The following is an 18416-nucleotide window of genomic DNA, read 5'->3' as shown; positions in this document are numbered from 1 at the left end:
CCGCCATCGGGAGCAAGCCCCCTCCCACAGTTGAACTGCGGTGTTTCCCCTAGAACTGCCAGTTCAGGCTCAGCCCCACGCCCTGGGTTTTCTCGCGTCCACCCAATTGGCCGTTGTAATCCAGGTTGACCCGCGTCGACGGGCTCAACGCCAGGCTCGCCTGCACGCCCACCAGGGCCGCATCGCGCAGCAACGGCGCGCTGCGCACGGCGAATGAAGGGCCACCTGCGACAAACGCCAGGTGCTCTTCGGATTCGACGGCGGTGAGGCTGTGTTGCCAGCCCAGGGAACCCGACAGCTCAAGCTGCTGATGGTCGTTCAACGCCAGGGTTTTCAACGCCCTCAGGCCCAGGGTGCCGAGCACCGCATCACGTCGATCACTGCCACGTTCCAGGGCCGCTGCGGCGCCTTTTTCGTGGAACGACTCACTGTCCAGGTGCACGTAGGCCAGGTTGGCAAACGGCTCCAGTGCCAGCGGCTGCAGGTGAATGCGGTAGGCGGCTTCGGTGAACAGCTGTGCGGTGCGCGCATCCAGCTTGGTTTTTTGCTTGCCGCTGACCTCGCCGTATTGCAGGTCACGTTTCACATCGCCGCGATGCCAGCTGTAGGCACCGCCGACGCTCACCCGCCAGGCGCCCAGCTCGCGCCCGGCATAGGCGCCGAAGTGGTAGCTGTCGATAGACGCCGATGAGTGCGTGCCGCTGCCCAGGCCCAAGGAGCTGTCGCTGTAGCCGGCGACCACGCCGATGCGGGTCTGTTCGTCGAGCGCGCCGTCGACCCCGGCCAGCAAGCCGCCGATGGAGGTGGTGGCGCCCGCCGTTTCACTGCGAGTGTCCGACTTGCCCCAGGCGCCCAGGGCCTTGAGCCACAGGTTGCTTTCACCGGCCACCGGCACATGGCGCAGACGTTCGCCTACCGCGTCGCGCAATTGACGGCTGTCGTTGATCAACATCGCGTCCACGGCGGGATAGATTTCACCGGACAGTTGCTGCAAGCCCTGCTGCGCCGTGGCAACCGAGTCCGACTGCAGCAGGCTTTCATACACCGGGTTGCCGGCGCCGAGTTGCTCGGCGGCCGTGGCGACGGCGCGCTGGTTACGGGTGGCGCCGACGCTGGCAAAGCTGGCGTCATTGCGCCCGACCGCCAGTTGCACGCCGTTGGCGGCATAGTCGAGGGTGCCGCCGAGGAACAGGTAGTTCGGCAGCACTTGGCCGAACTGGCCCTGGATACCGCCGGCCGCTTCAAGGATCGAGTATTGGCGACCGATCAGGCTCTGGGCCTGGCTCTGGCTCAATAACGTCGGGCTATTTTCCAGGGCCAGGGTCACCGTACCGCCGCCGAGCACGGCCTTGCCGCCGGCGACGATGCGGTCGCTGCTGGTCGGGGTCAGTTCGACCGCATAGGTAGAACCTGCGCCCAGGTTCACATCCCCCGCCACCTGCAACGTGCCCACTGAATTGCCCGGCGCGACACGCCCGCCGTTGTTGACCGACAGCGCGCCGATACGTCCGGAACCGCCCAAGGTGGCGCTGTTATTGACGGTGACGGCCGAGGTCAACGAGCCGTTCACGGCCAGCAGGCCGCCGTTGACGGTGGTCGCGCCGCGATAGGTGCTGTCGCCGCTGAGCACCAGGCTACCCGCGCCGGATTTGATCAGGCTGCCTTCGTACACGCGATTCGCTGCGGCTTGATCGCGCGCGTTGCCAATGGCGTAGTCGGTCTGGTCCTGCTGGCTGGCCGTGGCACCCACGCCGTTTTGCCAGCCCTTATCGAGCAGGGTCTGCTGCCAGGCGCTGTGCTCGGCGCGGTCTTCTGCCTGACGCTGGAGCAATGCCTGGTCAGAAATACCATTGCTCCACACATCGCCCTGCCCGGCTGCCAGGTTCACGTCCATCGCACCGAGCAGCTGCCCCGGCCCGTGCATCGCCCGGCCCAGGTCCGGCACACCCCAGCCGACGATGGCGTTGGGCGCCTGGGTGATCGAGCCGTCGAGCTGCGTGGCGGTGGTCAACAGCACCTGCAGCGCCTGCTCGTTGGTCATGTAGGGATAGCGTTCCATCACCAGCGCCAACGCGCCCGTGGCATGGGGCGCCGACATCGAGGTGCCGGATTTCACGCCATAACCGCCGTCCGGGATGGTGCTGTTGATCAGCGCGCCTGGCGTGGAAATACACCAGTATTTGGCGATACCGCACTTGTTGTACTTCTGGTTGTTGGCCTTATCCAGCCCCGACACCGCCAGCCAGTGGCCTTCCAGTTCCGGCTGAAAGTAGGGCAACGCCGAGCGCACGCTGGCGTTCGCGTAACCGCTGTTGCCGGCGCTGAACACGTTGATCACGCCGGCCTTGGCCACATCCGCCGCCGCATCCAGCCAGGTGCCGCGGTTGTAGTGCTGGGCGTAGGCCGCGTGCAGGTCGTCCAGGGTCTGGTAGCTGACGTCCTTGGGCTGGCTGCCCCAGCTGTTGTTGATGGCGCGCACGCCGGAATCCACCAGAGCGGTGTACACCGCCTTGAAATACTTGGGGTCCGGGGTGGGGCCGAACAGGAAGCTGTCGTTGGCGTTGGTGTTGCCGACATACACCTGCGCGTTATACGCCACGCCGTGCATGCCCACGCCGTCGCGGGCCGCGCCCATGGTGCCGGTGACGTGGGTGCCGTGGGAGTCGTTGTTCGGGTTGAGCGCGCCGGTGGTGTTGAAGGCGCTGCCGTCGACGTAGGTGCCGCTGGCGGTGACCGGGTGGAAACGGTCCTTGGCCGCTTCGGGGTGATTGGTATCGAAACCCGAGTCCAGCGCACCGATTTTCACGCCATTGCCGCTGATTCCGGCGGCATAGGCTTCATCCGCCTTCATGCGCCCAAGGCCCCAGTCGCTCTGGTACTCGGCGGAACGCCAGCTGGCGGGATCACCCGGCTGGCCGGTTTCGGCGTATTGCGCCTGTGCCGCAACGGACAACAGCAGCAATGAGCCTGCGGTGAAAGGTTTGAAACGTGGTGAATCCGTGATCATCCGTACACTCCTGTTTATTGTTATTCACACGCCTACAGTTTTCTCTCCGGGCCGAAGGCTTCATCCACCTTGGCCAGGTCGGTGTCACGCAAGTTGCCCGCGTAGTAGTGCAATTTGGTCCAGGCCATCAGGTAGTCGTACCGCGCCTGGGCGAGGTCGCGGCGGGTGCTGTAGAGCTGCTGCTCGGCATTCAATGCGTCGAGGTTGACCCGCTCGCCGCCGAGGATGCTGTGCTTGGTCGACACCACCAGTGCCTCGGCGGAGGTCAGGGCTTTTTGATAGGCGCGCAGCTTGCTCACCCCCGACAGGCACGCGCTGAACTGGCGACGCAGTTCGATCAGGGTTTCGCGGGTCTTGCCTTCCAGTTCGTACTCGGCCTGTTCCATGGCGCGGCTGGCCTGACGCGTGGACGCCGAGATGCCGCCGCCGGCATACAGCGGCACGCTGACTTCGACGCCGATGGTGTTGGTGTCGTAGCGCTGGTTGTAAGTGTTGCCGCTGTCGGACTCCTGCTTGCGCGAACTGGCGTACGCAGTGACCTTGGGCAAATGCCCGGCGCGGTTGCGCTCCACTTCATAGCGCGCCACTTCCAGGGCCTGGCGCTGGGAGGCGAGTGTCGGGTTGTTGCTGATTGCCAATTCATGCCAGGTGTCGTAGTTGGCTGGGGTCAGGGTGAAAGCGGCAAAGCCCTGGTTCAGCGGTGCCAGGTCGTTGATGTTGACGCTTTGCACGCCAATCAACGCGCCCAACTCGCGCAGGGACGCATCCTGCTCATCCAGGGCCTGGATCTCTTCGGCGGTGGCCAGCTCATAACGCGATTCCGCTTCGAGAATATCGGTGCGGGTGCCCTCGCCTTGCTGGAACAGGTGCTGGTTCTGTTGGAACTGTTGCTCGAAGGCTTTCTTCTTGGCACGGGCGATGTCGATCTGGTCCTGGGCGAACAGCGCCTGGGTGTAGTAGCTCAACACCCGCACCAGCAACGCCTGGCTCTTGTCGCGGAAGCTTTCATCGGCAAACAGCGCCTGGGCCACGCCCTTGCGGTAGTTGGCATAGGCTTCGTAGTCGAACAGCGGCTGTTGCAGGCTGAAGGTGGAACCGTAGCTGTTGTAGTTGCGGTCGTCGCGATAGCTGCCACCACGGCCATCGGGCAAGTGCGCCTCGGAGTTGTTGCGGCCCTTGTTGTAGTTGTACGACAGCCGGGGCAACAAGCCGGCGCGCCCGATGGTGCGGTTTTCCAGGCCGGCGTCGCGCTCCTTGATCGCGCCGAGGAACACCGGGTCATTGCGCAGGGCTTGCTCGTACACATCGAACGGGCCCATGGCGGCGTGCGCGCTGGCACAGCTGAACAGCAAGGCGATGAACACAGGTTTCATGCTCATTCCTCGGTCAACGCGGAGCCGGCGCGGTCGAGCAGCGGCTTGAACAGGTAATTGAGCAACGAGCGCTCGCCGGTGCGCACGAACATCTCGGCGGGCATGCCAGGCTTGATCACCAGGCCGTGGAGTTTTTCCAGCGCCGCCTCGCTGACCGTGGTGCGCAACACGTAATAGGGGGCGCCGGTCTTTTCATCGAGCATCTGGTCGGCGGAAATCAGGCTCACCTCCCCCGGCACCCGTGGGGTGCGGCTCTGGTTGAAGGCGGTGAAGAGGATGTCCACTGGCAGGTGCGTGCCGACCTTGTCCACCAGGTGCACCGGCAAGTGCCCTTCCACTTCCAGGCGCGTGCCTTGGGGCACGATCTCCAGCAGGGTTTCACCAGCCCGCACCACGGCGCCTTCGGTGTGCACACCAAGGTTGACCGCGACGCCATCGGCCGGCGCGTTGATTTCGCTGTGCTGCAGGTCGAACCCGGCGGAGGTCAGTTGCTGCTCCAGGGTCAGGCTGCGCAGTTGCGCATCGGCCAGTTGGCTGCGCACTTCCTTCTGATATTCCTCGCTGTGCTGCTGCAATTTGAGGCGCGACTCGACAATGCCCTGCTCGACGCGGCCAGTCTCGCCGGCGTTTTGCGCCAGGTCCTGCTGCACCTGGGACAACTGGCGCTGATAGTCCATCAGCCGGTTGCGCGGGATGTAGCCGTTGTCGGCCAGGGGTTGCAGGTTGCTCAGTTGCTCACGCAGGGATTGCGCCTGGGCGCTCAGGTCGCTGCGGGCGCGGCGCATGCCGCCCAATTGCGAGGTGGCGCCGTCGATGCTTGCACGGATGCCGGCCTGCTCACGGGCAAAGGCTTCGCGCCGACTGCTGAACAGTTGGCGTTGGCCTTCGAGCACCAGCGCCAGGGCCGGGTCGGGGTTGGCGCTCAGTTCGGCCGGAAAGCGCACGCCCGGCAGGTTGTCACGTTCGCTCTGCCAGCGCGCGGCGCTGGCCCAGGCCATGCGGTACTGGGCTTGCAGCGACTGCACGTCGGCCTGGTGCTGGGTCTGGTCGAGGCGAAACAGCGGCTGGCCTTGCTTCACGGCCTCGCCTTCGCGCACCAGAATCCGGCTGACCACGCCGGGGCTGAGGGTTTGCACGGCCTTGCGCTTGCCCGACACCACCACCGTGCCCTGCACCGGAATGCCTTGGTCCAGCGGCGCCAGGCTGGCCCAGAGGAAAAAACCGCCGGCGCCGACCACGGTCAGCAGCCAGCCCATGCGGACGAAGAAACGTGCGTCGTGTTGTTCTAAAGTGATGCTGCTCATGCGCCTGGATTCCTTCCGGCCTGATACTGGCGACTAAAGCTGACGCCGGGTTTTTCCTTCGGTGCTTCCTGCTGCCCGGACAACGCGCGCAGCACTTCCTGGCTGGGTCCGAAGGCCTGCAATTGACCTTCGTTGAGGATCAGCAACTTGTCAGCCTGGGCCAATGCGGAGGAACGGTGCGTCACCAGCACCACGCTGCTGCCCTGAGCCTTCATCTGCACGATGGCGCTGGCCAGCGCGGCTTCGCCGACGGTGTCGAGGTTTGAGTTGGGCTCATCCAGCACGATCAGCCGCGGGCCGCCATACAGTGCGCGGGCCAGGGCCACGCGTTGCTTCTGCCCGCCGGACAGGCCGCCGCCGTTGTCGCCCAGCAGGGTGTCGTAGCCCTGGGGCAGGCGCAGGATCAACTCGTGCACCCCGGCCTGTTGCGCCGCCTTCACCACAAGCTCAGGGTCGGCCTGGCGAAAGCGCGCGATGTTGTCGGCGATGCTGCCGCTGAACAGTTCGATGTCCTGGGGCAAGTAGCCAATATGCGGGCCGAGGTCGTCGCGGTCCCAGCGGTGAATATCCGCGCCGTCCAGGCGCACGGTGCCGGCCAGCGTCGGCCACACGCCTACCAGCACGCGGGCCAGGGTGGATTTACCGGAACCCGAGGCGCCGAGCACACCGAGCACTTCACCGGCGCCGAGGTTGAAGTTGACGTGGTGCAGGGTCGCCAGGCGCCGACCCGGCGGGCCGGCGCTGACCTGTTCGAAGCTGACCTGGCCGTTGGGCGCCGGCAAGGCCATCTGCTCGGCCTGCGGTGGGAATTCGCGCAGCAGCTCGTCGAGACGCTGGTAGGCCAACTTGGCCGAACTCCACTGCTTCCACACCGCGATCAACTGGTCGATGGGGCTGAGTACCCGGCCCATCAGGATGGAACCGGCGATCATCATCCCGGCGGTCATATCGCCCTTGATCACCAGCAGCGCACCAAGGCCCAACACCAAGGATTGCAGGCAAAGGCGCAGGGATTTGCTCAGGGAGGTGATCACCGAACCGGTGTCGCTGGCCTTGTTCTGCAAGCCGAGGAACTGTGAATGCACCGCGAACCAGCGCTGGCGCAGCGCGCCGAGCATGCCCATGGCCTGGATGGTTTCGGCATTGTGCAAATGGCTGGTGGCCAACTGAGTCGACTGTTGGGAATAACCGCTGGCTTCGCCCAGGGGCTTTTTGGTCAGGTATTCGTTGAGGCAGGCCAGTGCAATCAACAGCACCGCGCCAGCCGTGGCCAACACGCCGAGCCACAGGTTGAACAGGAAAATCACGAACAGGTAGATGGGAAACCACGGCGCATCGAAAAATGCGAATAACGCGGGCCCGGTGATGAACTGGCGAATATGGGTCAAGTCGCCCAAGGACTGCCCGGCGTGTCCCTGGCCGCGTTGCAGGTTGCGTTCGAATGCGGCTTTGTACACGCGCAAGTTGAACCGCCGCTCCAACTGGGCGCCGATGCGGATCACGATAAAACTGCGGATAACTTCCAGCAGGCCTATAAACGCAAAGAACCCCACGACCATCAACGTCAACATCACCAGGGTGGTTTCATTCTGGGAGGACAGCACGCGGTCGTACACTTGCAGCATGTAGATCGATGGCACCAGCATCAACAGGTTAATCAGCGCGGTAAAACAGCCAACGCTGATCAAGATGCTCTTGTATTCACCCAGCGCCTTGAACAAGGGTGCAACGGTATGGGGCTTGGCCATATCTTCTTATCTTCCATGAAGCCAAAGTACGCGCACTAGTTGCCCTACCCCTGAATAGCAGGCGGCCAACTAACAAATGAAGTTATAAGCTTATAACCTGAAACCAAGGTGTACGTTGCAGCACCACGACGGCTCCAGATTTAGTGCGGGCCTGATATTCACCCTCCTTCTGGCGATTCAAGTGCGTAATGCCACTGCCTTCGGCATTCATCAGCCAGATACCGTCCGGCGTCGGCGACCACGTCAGCGGTTTATCGCCCAGCCATTGTGCGACACACGCCACATCGCCCCCCAGGCTGTTGGACTGCTCGAGCAGGTCCAGCGCGCACACCTGGTCACCCTGGTGCAACTGCCAATGCCCCGCCAACTGCGCGGTGCTGGGTAAAACAAGACTGCTCGCCATTGCATGGGCTCCTGCCGACACGATCAAAAGGGTCAACCACTTGGAAAAACGCTGCATCGTTTGGCTCCATCCTGGAACGCGGCGCCGGAGCGCCGCGCTTTACATCACGCCACGATGTCGCTGGCAGCCGCCTGGCCAACGGTGGTGACGAGGAAATCCGCCACGCCGTGCCCGGAGAAGTCAACGGCCAACGTACCCAGGTTAGTACCCGAGGCGTAGGACAGCACCGCGTCGCCGGCATGCCCGGTAAACGCGTTGACGAAGCTCACGCCCGCGCCTTTGGTGATACCGGACAGGTCGATCTTGTCGGAACCTGAGGTGAAGTCAAAGATCTTGTCCGCCGCCCCTGGCTTGGAATCGGACACGGCACCGAACACAAAGGTGTCGCTGCCGGCGCCGCCCCACAGTTGGTCCGCACCGCCGCCACCGTAGATGAGGTCGTTGCCAGCCCCGCCCTTGATGAGGTTGGCGGCCTGGTTACCAATGATCAGGTCGTTGCCCGCGCCACCGAAGGCGTTCTCGACCGTCACGCCCTTGGCGATGGAAACGTTGCCCACCAAGCCGCCGACGTCGGAGAACGAGGTGGCATTGAGGTTGATCTTCTGGTTTTGCGTGAAGCCGGAGAAGTCCAGGGTGTCATTGCCACCACCGTCCCATACCGAGAACACCAGCTTGTCGGCGTTGGACGTGGCGCTGAGGAAATCGCGCCCGGTGTTGGAGTTGAAACCGTAGGTGGTGTCACCGGCGCGGGTATTGAGGTTGGCACCGTAGAGCTTCTGGATCGCGGCGATATCGTCGATCAGCGGACCGGAAGCGTAAGCCTCCACTCCGCCTTTGCTGAAGTTCTGGTTGGTGTTGCTCTCGCTCCAGTAACTCATGACGCTATAGCCACGCGTGTCCTGTCCATAGGTCGCGTCGTTATAGGTCGGGTTGCCATTCCCGGCGTTGTAGTCGCCAGGGTGAGCCAGGCCCAGGGTGTGGCCGATTTCGTGGGTCAGGGTCTGCCGGCCATAGTTGTTCAGGTCCGGGGTTTTGTTCGGCGTGTAGCTGTTGTTGGTCAGGTACCACGAGGTGCCGTCGTAGCCTGCACCGGTGCCGGGCAGGTAGGCGAAAGCCGCCGCGCCATCCTGGCCGCCGCTGTAGTTGCCGAAGGTCATGTGTGCATCACCGCCGGAAGCCTTTTCGGTAAAGGTCACGTTGGCAACATCCGACCAGGATTGCATGGCCAATGCGGCCTGCGCTTTCTGCTGGGCGTTAAATTGGCTGAAGCCCGAGATGCCATGTTTGTTCATGGTGCTCGAGGAAGCCGAGGTGAGGAAGGTGTAGGTCAGATCGATCTTGCCGTTGCCATCAAAGTCCCGGTACGCGGCGCCGTCCCGCAGCAGCTGGGTCGCTGCCTGGTCCACACTGTAGGACGGTTTGCCGTTGACCGTCAGGTTGCCGCCACGGTCATACAAATGGCTGAAGCTATCGATTTGCGAGTAAGCAGTGCTGGCTTGCGCGGCAGATACAATAGCCTTGTCTTTTACTTTTGACATAAACGTACTTCCTTGTTTGCAAGTGCATCAGTCTTTGTTCGATAGGAACCTCGCGGGCGAGGATAGTCCTATCACTCACCTCTTTTGAAGGCGTAAGAAAACTGACACAATTTGAAATCTTTCGTCTACACATATTTCAGCAGCGAAAAGCTGACCCGCAGGCAACTTGGAGAAGTCGCGCGCCGCGTTTGTTGGGGACGGTTGTATTTGAACGACCAAATAGCCCACAGTGATATTTAAATATTAAATACTCATAAGCCACTCTAGTTGAGCGCCGTATTTAATGGATCCAATATATTGTCACGGTGTCATTAGCGGCATTAAAGAGCCACTATTTGTAAGTAATAGACTCCGCTGTCCCCTTTTACTGGGACATACGCTCGGTGTTTATCCACTCATCGGGGCATGACCTGACACCCCTCAGGTTTGGGACATGATCCAGGTCAATGCCAGCTCAAGAACCGCCGAACGGGCCTGAAAAAGTCGCGCCGTACTTGCGAACGAATGCTATTTTGAGTGTTCGACGCCATGGCTGTTGAAGGTCCTGGCCCCTGCCGCGAGCTAAAGGAAGCGCTCAATGAACAAGGTAGGCAACATGAACAAAGTGACATTCCCCAACGCCTGTCAACTGATGCGCTGGCATTTTCATCCGATGGGCTTCGAAGGGAGCATGGACGCCCCCGGCAGCATGGTTGCCCGCCTGTTCGACCGGGCCAGCGGCGAGACGCTGATCGCGATCGCCGGCATTCCCTGCGCTACGGTGATGAACGCCGCCGACGTGGAGCGCATCATTGAGGCGGTGGAGGCTGAGCTTGAGAGTTTTGTGCCGCCTCTGTCGTTACAGGCCTGATTGATTGCCGTAGACCGATGAGATCCAACTGTGGGAGGGGCTTGCCCCCGATAGCGTTGGGTCAGCCACTGAAAGGTCGAATGGCACACCGCCATCGGGGGGCAAGCCCCCTCCCACATTAACCGCGCTGATCGTCGAAAAACACTTTTTTGCCGTCCACCCGTTCCGACGCCTTCGGCACATTCACCGCCTGGCCTTCCGCCTTTTCCACATACCAATAACAGTGGCTGACCGCGCGAGTGATGCCGACATAGGCCAGGCGCAGCACTTCGTCTTTTTGAGCGTTGTCGTACGCCTCGCTGTCGCCGTCCCTGCCCAGGCCCGCCATGCGGTAGACCTGGTTCTTGTAAGGCGAGCTGGTCAGGTGTTGGCAGTCCCCGAGTAGAAACACCGCATCCGCCTGCAAGCCCTTGGCGCTGTGGTAGGTCAGCTGTTTCAGCCTGCGCGCCTGCGGTGGCAAACTCGAATCCAGATTAACTACAGCCTGAATATGCTCTTGTATCAACAGCTTATCGCTGCTTTTTCGATACAGCATTAATACTGTATCGCCCCGCTGATAGTGCTCGATCAACTGCCGGGCCAACGCCGCGTCGTCGCGCTCCAGCACCACCACGGGCACCAAGGGCCTGGGCTCGCCAGCGGCCTTCGCCTTCTTGCCGGGAATGGCCGGGGCACTGCGCACGATGTGCTCGGCAGCGTCGATGATGTGTTGGTGGCTACGGTAATTCTCACTCAGCATGACGCGGGTGGTGCTCGGCGAGGTGAACTCCTTGTTGAATTCCATGAAGTACTTGGGCGAGCTACCGCGCCAGCCATAGATGGACTGCCAGTCATCCCCTACGCACAGCAACGATGAACGCTGCGCTCCGCGACCCACGTGCATGGCCGGGCCACGGCTGCGGATTTCACCCAGGCTGGCGCGGATCCACGAGACGATCTGCGGCGACACGTCCTGGAACTCGTCGATCATCAGGTGCGACATCGGCCGCAGCAGTGCATCGCTGAGCAGCTTGAGGTTCTCCGGGGTGTTTTCGCCAAACAACGAAAACATGCGGTTATAGGTCATGATCGGCGGCGATTGCTCAAGCAAGTGATCTTCCAGAGCCTTCCAGAAAATACCCAGGGCCTCGAAGAACAAGCGGTCCGGATCGTCTTTGGCGAAGCTCATCCGGCCGACGGCGGTGGGCACATCCAACCCGAGGTTCTCGATAAAGCCGGCGGCCATGACGAAGCTGTCGAGGAGCGGCGCCGAGGCAAGCTCGCCCTTGACCTTGTAATCAAACCCGGGCCCGGCCGTGGCATCGCCCGCCAGGCAACTTAACAATCGCTTTGAATATTCATAGCTTTCTATCCATATCAATGGCTTACGGCAGAAAGCTTGAAACAGCGTGCGCTTTACCGCCCACTCTGCGCGCACGGACAGCTTGGCATTCGGCCGGCTGATCAGGGGGTTTTCCCGCGAATCGAAGCCCAGCACTACCCAGGCGTCCAGTTCAGGGATATAGCCATGGCAATGAAACTGCGCGCCATTGATCTCAAACGTTTGCCGGCTAGGTTCGATGCCCTTGATGGGCCAAGCGCCAGCACGAAACCACAGGTCCTCGATGACATCACAGAGCTCTTCATCACGCTTGGCCGCCAATTCCGTGACCGCCACGCGCTTCTGCACATCGGGAAGATCACGCTCCAGTTCCTTGAGCTGCAGCCCATGGCGTGCCAGCGGTGCGATCAACTCGCGAAAACGCGCATGGCGGCCGTGCAAGCGGTGGTAACACGCGTTCATCTGCTGGCGCTGGGCGTCGTTGATGCGCAGGTCGAACGGGTTACTGTCGGCATCCTCGAACCCGGCGCTGAGGTTCTCGAAGGCTTGCAGTCGCTCAAAGCCCGGCAGGCTGCGCACCATCGGCAAGATGCGTGAGTGAAAGGTGCGCACCACCGCCTGGGCCTCTTTATGGTCAAGGGGTTGGCCCCATAAGCTGAGAATGTGCATGAGTTTTTGGATGAAGTCTTTGCGCGATTCGCGAGTAAACGTCACCACGGTCATCGAACTCAACTCGAAGCCCAGGTAATGGGTGAGCAGCAGGATGCGCAGCACCAGAGAGGTCGACTTACCCGCGCCGGCACCGGCAATCACCGAAGTGGACGGCGTGTCGCTGAAGATCATCTTCCACTGCGCCGCACTGGGCTGGGCGTGCGCCGGCAGCAAACGTGCAACGTCGGCCTTGATGCGCTTTTTTATGTCAGCCGTGAGCGGCAATCGCCAGTCGTCGAACAGGCTGTCATCAATGCCTGGCGCGCGGGGTTCATCCGACCGGAAATCGCGGATCAGCAGGACTTGCCGGCCCTCCTCCAACCCGTCCGCCTTGCCCTCGCGGTAACCATATTCCACCCCGGCTTCATGCCCGCTGCGAAAACCGTCGGCCTGGCCATGCAACCACGAAAACCGGTGCTGAGCGCGCAAACGCGTGAGGCCATGGCCGAACAGGCGCGCGGCAAGCCGTTTGAGTAGCGGCATTTCAGCCAGGGGGCGCAGTTCAGGGGGCAGATCAGGCTGTGGGTGCGGCACGCGGACTCCTGCGATGAGCTAGGTTTTTACAGTGCGCCATGGTCGCCGGAATTGCCGCTCAGTTCCAGCCAAATGCTTTGATCTCATGCGGTTAGGCGATGAAGTGAAAGTTGATACCTGAGATAAACATCAAATAAACAGATAGGAATCAGGCATTTTTTACGCTTTTTATCGATCATCCACTGATGGACCATAGGGCTATCCACAGGAGACGATCATGCTTGAACTTCGACCCTTCAACACCCTGGGCGGCGCCCACCATGGCTGGCTCGACGCCCATCATCACTTTTCATTTGCCGAATACCATGACCCCGAGCGTATGCACTGGGGCAACCTGCGGGTGTGGAACGACGACATCATTGCGCCGGGCAGCGGCTTCCCGCAGCACGCACACCGCGACATGGAAATCATCACCTACGTGCGAGAAGGCGCGGTCAGTCATGCCGATAACCTGGGCAACAAGGGCCGTACTGAGGCTGGCGACGTACAGGTGATGAGCGCTGGCACCGGGATCGCTCACAGCGAATACAACCTGGAAGCCACGCCGACCAAGATCTTCCAGATCTGGATCATCCCGAATGAGGCCGGCTTGCCGCCCTCCTGGGGCGCCAGGCCGTTTCCACAGGGTGCGCGCGAAGGTTTCGTGACCCTGGCCAGCGGCAAGGCCGGAGACACGCAAAGCCTGCGCATTCGTGCCGATGCACGCCTGGTGGCGGCCAATCTGAAGGCCGGGGAAAGTGCCGAGTATCGGCTGGACAGCGGCCGCCGGGCGTACCTGGTGCCGGCAACGGGGACGATTGAAGTCAACGGCTTGCGTGCGCAGGCTCGAGACGGGGTGGCGGTTGCGGATGAGCAGGTGCTGCGGGTGACGGCGATTGAAGACAGCGAGATTGTGTTGGTCGACTTAGCCTGACCTCAAGCCATGTTGGCCTAATGTGGGAGGGGGCAAGCCCCCTCCCACAATTGATCTCAGGGTGTCAGTTACTGGGAGATCGCTCCATCTACCAGTACCTGAGCCTCTTCCACCAGTTGCTTGAGGTGATCTTCGCCGATAAAGCTCTCGGCATAGATCTTGTAGATGTCCTCGGTGCCCGATGGACGGGCGGCGAACCAGCCGTTTTCGGTCATCACTTTCAAGCCGCCGATCGCCTGGTTGTTACCCGGCGCATGGCTGAGGATCTGCTGGATGCTTTCGCCGGCCAATTGCGTGGACGTCACCTGCTCCGGCGACAGTTTGCCCAGCAGAGCTTTTTGCGCTGGCGTGGCTTTGGCATCGACGCGGATGGCAAAGGGTTCGCCGAGGGCGTCGGTCAGGCCGCGATAGATCTGACTCGGGTCCTGGCCTTTGCGCGAGGTCATTTCGGCCGCAAGCAAAGCCGGGATCAGGCCGTCCTTATCGGTGCTCCAGACCGTACCGTCCTTGCGCAGGAACGAAGCTCCGGCGCTTTCTTCGCCACCAAACCCCAGCGAACCGTCAAACAAACCGTCAGCAAACCATTTGAAGCCCACCGGCACTTCGTACAAACGCCGACCGATGCGTGCGGCGACGCGATCGATCAGGCCACTGCTGACCACGGTTTTGCCCACCGCCGCATCGGCGCGCCAGTCAGGACGGTTCTGGAACAGGTAATCGATGGACACCGCCAGGTAGTTATTCGGCGCCAACAGCCCGCCGGACGGGGTCACGATACCGTGACGGTCGTGGTCCGGGTCGCAGGCAAACGCCACATCGAAGCGCTCCTTGAGGCCGATCAGGCCCTGCATGGCGTAGCTGGAAGACGGGTCCATGCGGATCTGGCCGTCCCAGTCGACGCTCATGAAGCGGAAAGTAGCGTCGACTTCGGTGTTGACCACCTCCAGGTTCAGCCGGTAGTGCTCGGCAATCGCCGACCAGTAGCGCACCCCTGCTCCGCCCAGCGGGTCGACGCCCAGGCGCAGGCCGGCGCTGCGGATGGCGTCCATGTCGATCACATTGATCAGGTCGGCCACGTAGCTGTTGAGGTAATCATGCCGGTGCGTGGTATCGGCCTTCAGCGCCTCGGCGTGGATGATGCGCTTGACCCCGGCGAGCTTGTTGGCCAGCAGCTCGTTGGCCTTGGCTTCGATCCACTTGGTGACATGGGTGTCGGCCGGGCCACCGTTAGGCGGGTTGTACTTGTAGCCGCCACTTTGCGGCGGGTTGTGGGACGGCGTGATGACGATACCGTCCGCCAGCCCGCTGGTGCGGCCACGGTTGTAGCAGATGATCGCGTGGGAAATTGCCGGCGTGGGTGTGTATTCGTCGCCCTCGGCGAGCATTACGTGCACGCCATTGGCGGCGAGCACTTCCAGCGCGCTGGCGCCGGCCGGCGTCGACAGCGCGTGGGTGTCCAGGCCGACAAACAACGGGCCGTCGATGCCCTGGGCCTGGCGGTACAGGCAGATGGCCTGGCTGATCGCGAGCACATGCCATTCGTTGAAGCTCAGCTCGAACGAGCTGCCACGGTGCCCGGAGGTACCAAAGGCCACGCGCTGGGTGGAGATCGCTGCATCAGGCTGGCCGGTGTAATAGGCCGTGACCAGTCGCGGGATGTCCACCAGCAACTGGGCTGGCGCCGGCTTGCCCGCAAAAGGACTGATAGTCATGCATAAACCTCGAGAAAAATAAGGATTCGGAAAAATGACAGTTTACGGTGACTTGGACTACGGCGCGACGGTATCGATCCAACAACTAATACAGAAATTTCATACGCGTCAAATCTGCGCCTGCTGCAGTGCCTCGGCCAATGCGTCCAAGGCGATGTCCAGGTTCGGATGCCCGCTGAACGCATGCCCCAGGCGCATATGCTGGTGATGCAAACCGCTGAGACTGAACAGCTCGCCAGGGGCGATCACCACCTGCTGCGTGACCATGCGCTGGAACACATGGCGCATGTCCACTGCCGCCGTAGACTGCAGCCAGAAACTCGCGCCGGCGCCGGGCATTTGATAGCTCACCCGGCCCTCCAGACGTGCATCCAGGCGCAGGCCCATGGCCTGTGCCTGCTCACGCAGGCGCTGGCGTAACGTCTGCACATGCTGGTCATACCGTCCGCTTTCGTACAAGCGGGCAATGGCGCGCTGACGAATCGACGACAGCCGGAATGCACGCAATAAAAACTGACGCTGCAGCTCGTGACTCAGCTGGCGCGACAGTACAAAACCAAACGGTGCTTCCGGGCCAAGGATCTTCTCGAACGAGGAGAACACTATCAGCCGTTCAGGGTCGACCAGGTGCCGCAGGGGTACGGAGGACGGTGCGAAGCTCAGTTCGCCAAAGGTGTCATTTTCCAGCAGCCAGCAGCCGAATCGGTCCAGCAACTGCGCCACCTGCAAGCGCTCCTGAACCGACAGCACGCTGCCCGACGGCATGCTCACCGCCGATGACAGCACCACCAGGTGCACCGGCTCGTGGCTGAGCAGGTGTTCAAAGGTGCTCAGATCAAAGCGGCCGTCGGCGAGCCAGGGCAGTTCGATTACCCGCACGCCGGCCCCCTGCAACAGGCGCAAGACCAGGTAATCGCAGGGTGATTCGGCCACCACCACGCTGCCCTTGAGGCCCAGGGCGTCAATCAGGATCTCCAGGACGCCACGCACGTCGGCGCCGATATACACCTCATCCGCCTGCCAGCAGCGCGTGGGCGATGAGGTATAACGTGCCGCCAGCGCCGCGCGCAGCTCCCAGACGCCGCAGGGTTGCGAGTGGGTTTGCAGGTGGTGCGGATAGCGGCGGATCAGTTGGCGCTCCAGTGAAAGCAACGCACCATCGAGTGAGCCCAGCAGCGCCGGTTCGTCGCCACTGAGTACCACCATGCCAGGCCGCCGCGCTGCCGCGTAAAGGCGCTCAAGCAAGTCCCCACTCGTGGCCATTGGCGCGTTGGCGGCCACCGGCCAGGCAAAGTAGCCGGACTTGGCCACCGAGTAGATCCGTCCTTCCTTTTCCAATATCGAGTAGGCGTACTGGATCGTCGAGATCGACACCTTCAAGCGGGTCGACAACTGCCGCAGGGACGGCAGCTTTACCGGTTTTTCCAGGCTGACTTCGTTGATCAGGTTGATCATGTAGCGATACACCGCCTGGTAGGCAAAATCCGCTTGCCGCTCCCCGCGCAGTTTCATGAGCGCCCGCCCGGGTTCGCACGCACAGGCACGCGGCTAACGCCCCGACACTTGCGCAATCTGCGCCTGCGCCCCACGCCGTTTGCGCGCCTGGGTACCACGGCCCGCCTGCTGAGGACGCTTGCGGTACAGGTTTTGTAACAGAGGCAATGGCAGGCCGCTGGTATCAATCAGCCACTGCTGCAGCATCTCTGCGGCGGGCTTGCCCTGCAGCGCCTTGTGCAACTCGGGAAGCCCCACCAGCATGCCGGGGTGGCATTGGCGCAGGTAACCCTCGAGGCGCTCGCCATGATGGATGAAGGGCGAGAACAACAGGCAAGTCAACTGGCCCTCGTCCAGGCCGAAGAACTCCTGGGCATAGGTCGTCGACAATATGCGCCCATCGTGGCCGCCCAATGCGTCGATCAAGGTGTCTGGAATGTGTCGACGGCTCATCGCGTCCCTCGCCTGCCGCACAAAAGCCTCGACGCCTTCGCCGTAGGACAGCTCACGCAGGCATTGGGCCTGCAACCCGTGCAGATGCGCCATGAGCAACGGGTTGGGATAGTCAGGATGACTGAAGTGAAAGTCGAACGGGTCCGGTTTGTGGGCCAGGAACTCGGTGAGCAGCGGTGACGAGGCAACGTCGACCTCGTCGAGCAGGTCGGCAACGCCGATATAAGCCACATGGCGGTGCCCGCCACGCCCCGGGCTCTGGGCCTCCACGTATTGCTCGCCGTAGAGGTCACGGTAGCAACCGGTACTCCATTCTTCCATGCGCGCAAACAGAATGTTGAGCGACGCGGGCCGGCGCGGCGGGACAGCGACACCCGCAGCCAGGGCCGAACGCTTCAGCCAGGCCAGGTATTGGCTTTGCTTGCGCGCAGAGTCGCCGCTGACCAGCGCATGCACGCCGCCGTTCCACGTGCTCACACGCTGGTAGAAATCCCCCAGGGCCAGGTAAGTGTCAGTGCACAGCGTGGCACGCACGTCCCCGGACGTCAGATGCCCGATCATCAGCCGGTCGCGTTGGTTGACCTCACGGCCGGCGCTGGAAGCGGGCCGCTGATGATTGAAAGGCTGCACCTCCTGATTTTCCACCATCAGCACCTCCACCCGCGGGTCATCGTGAAAAAACAGCGCGCTATAGCCCTCATTCAGCCTGCCCAGTGTGGCCTGGGTCATCCCTGCATGCCGCAGCGTCGCCACGCGCAGGTGAAAGGTCTTGGGCGTACGGCCGGCGATGCTCAACTGCGCCGCACGCAGCAGCGCCAACGTATAACTGCTGACTTCGCCGCCGCCGTGGGCGATCAATACTTTATAGTTACCCACATGTTCCATGCCGCCTGCCGCCACCACGATTCGCTGGATCAACAATTGAAGTGCAGTCCGTTCGGCGCGCGTGAAGTGCCCCATCAAACGTTGCAGAACTTGCTGATAAACATAGTTCATGGCTTGTTCGTGAATTGCGCTCATTGTTCTACTACCTGAGTTGAAATATCAGTTTCAAG

General features: G+C 62.0%; 12 protein-coding genes. 2 read left to right on the top strand and 10 right to left on the bottom strand.

Features of this window, described 5'->3' with window-relative positions; translation table 11 throughout:
* Positions 1 to 49: 49 nt before the first annotated feature.
* The 6 genes from C4J86_RS13025 to C4J86_RS13000 all read right to left on the bottom strand — a co-directional run bounded on the left by C4J86_RS13025 (position 50) and on the right by C4J86_RS13000 (position 9373).
* Positions 50 to 3007, bottom strand: a complete 2958-nt coding sequence (locus C4J86_RS13025) for an autotransporter serine protease (RefSeq protein ID WP_124370693.1) — start codon at positions 3005 to 3007, stop codon at positions 50 to 52.
* A gap of 32 nt (positions 3008 to 3039) precedes the next feature.
* Positions 3040 to 4380, bottom strand: a complete 1341-nt coding sequence (locus tag C4J86_RS13020; protein WP_124370692.1) for a TolC family outer membrane protein — start codon at positions 4378 to 4380, stop codon at positions 3040 to 3042.
* Positions 4381 to 4382: 2 nt separating this feature from the next.
* Complete coding sequence (locus C4J86_RS13015; protein ID WP_124370691.1) at positions 4383 to 5684, bottom strand: HlyD family type I secretion periplasmic adaptor subunit; 1302 nt, start codon at positions 5682 to 5684, stop codon at positions 4383 to 4385.
* On the bottom strand, positions 5681 to 7432 hold the full coding sequence (locus C4J86_RS13010; RefSeq protein WP_124370690.1) for a type I secretion system permease/ATPase: 1752 nt from the start codon (positions 7430 to 7432) through the stop codon (positions 5681 to 5683). Before C4J86_RS13010 ends, C4J86_RS13015 begins: the two co-directional genes overlap by 4 nt.
* Positions 7433 to 7514: 82 nt before the next feature.
* Positions 7515 to 7892, bottom strand: a complete 378-nt coding sequence (locus C4J86_RS13005; RefSeq protein ID WP_124370689.1) for a protease inhibitor Inh/omp19 family protein — start codon at positions 7890 to 7892, stop codon at positions 7515 to 7517.
* Between the two features lie 47 nt (positions 7893 to 7939).
* The gene (locus C4J86_RS13000; RefSeq protein ID WP_124370688.1) at positions 7940 to 9373 is read right to left on the bottom strand and encodes a serralysin family metalloprotease; all 1434 of its coding nucleotides are present in this window, start codon (positions 9371 to 9373) and stop codon (positions 7940 to 7942) included.
* 577 nt (positions 9374 to 9950) lie between these two features.
* Between C4J86_RS13000 and C4J86_RS12995 the strand changes: the two genes are divergently transcribed.
* Positions 9951 to 10223, top strand: coding sequence for a DUF1652 domain-containing protein (locus tag C4J86_RS12995; protein ID WP_124370687.1), 273 nt, complete (start codon positions 9951 to 9953; stop codon positions 10221 to 10223).
* 118 nt (positions 10224 to 10341) lie between these two features.
* Here the strand turns inward: C4J86_RS12995 and C4J86_RS12990 are convergent, their stop codons facing one another.
* Positions 10342 to 12789, bottom strand: a complete 2448-nt coding sequence (locus C4J86_RS12990) for a UvrD-helicase domain-containing protein (protein ID WP_124370686.1) — start codon at positions 12787 to 12789, stop codon at positions 10342 to 10344.
* A 217-nt stretch (positions 12790 to 13006) separates the two neighbouring features.
* Here C4J86_RS12990 and C4J86_RS12985 point away from each other — a divergent pair, with 217 nt between their 5' ends.
* On the top strand, positions 13007 to 13702 hold the full coding sequence (locus tag C4J86_RS12985) for a pirin family protein (protein ID WP_124370685.1): 696 nt from the start codon (positions 13007 to 13009) through the stop codon (positions 13700 to 13702).
* Between the two features lie 68 nt (positions 13703 to 13770).
* Here C4J86_RS12985 and pgm read toward each other — a convergent pair whose 3' ends face one another.
* The 3 genes from pgm to C4J86_RS12970 form a co-directional block, all read right to left on the bottom strand.
* Positions 13771 to 15414: a phosphoglucomutase (alpha-D-glucose-1,6-bisphosphate-dependent) gene (gene pgm, locus C4J86_RS12980; RefSeq protein ID WP_124370684.1), complete on the bottom strand. Its 1644-nt coding sequence runs from the start codon at positions 15412 to 15414 to the stop codon at positions 13771 to 13773.
* A 108-nt stretch (positions 15415 to 15522) separates the two neighbouring features.
* Entirely contained in the window at positions 15523 to 16926 is a 1404-nt protein-coding gene (locus C4J86_RS12975; RefSeq protein WP_124370683.1) for a PLP-dependent aminotransferase family protein, read from the bottom strand.
* Positions 16927 to 16962: 36 nt separating this feature from the next.
* A complete protein-coding gene (locus tag C4J86_RS12970) occupies positions 16963 to 18381 on the bottom strand; it encodes a hypothetical protein (RefSeq protein WP_124370682.1) in 1419 nt (472 codons plus the stop codon).
* Positions 18382 to 18416 lie beyond the last annotated feature (35 nt).

The sequence above is a fragment of the Pseudomonas sp. R2-7-07 genome (genome assembly GCF_003852355.1).
GTDB lineage: Bacteria > Pseudomonadota > Gammaproteobacteria > Pseudomonadales > Pseudomonadaceae > Aquipseudomonas.
Note: the sequence above shows the minus strand (reverse complement) of the source record. Positions and strands in the feature narration are given on the sequence as shown.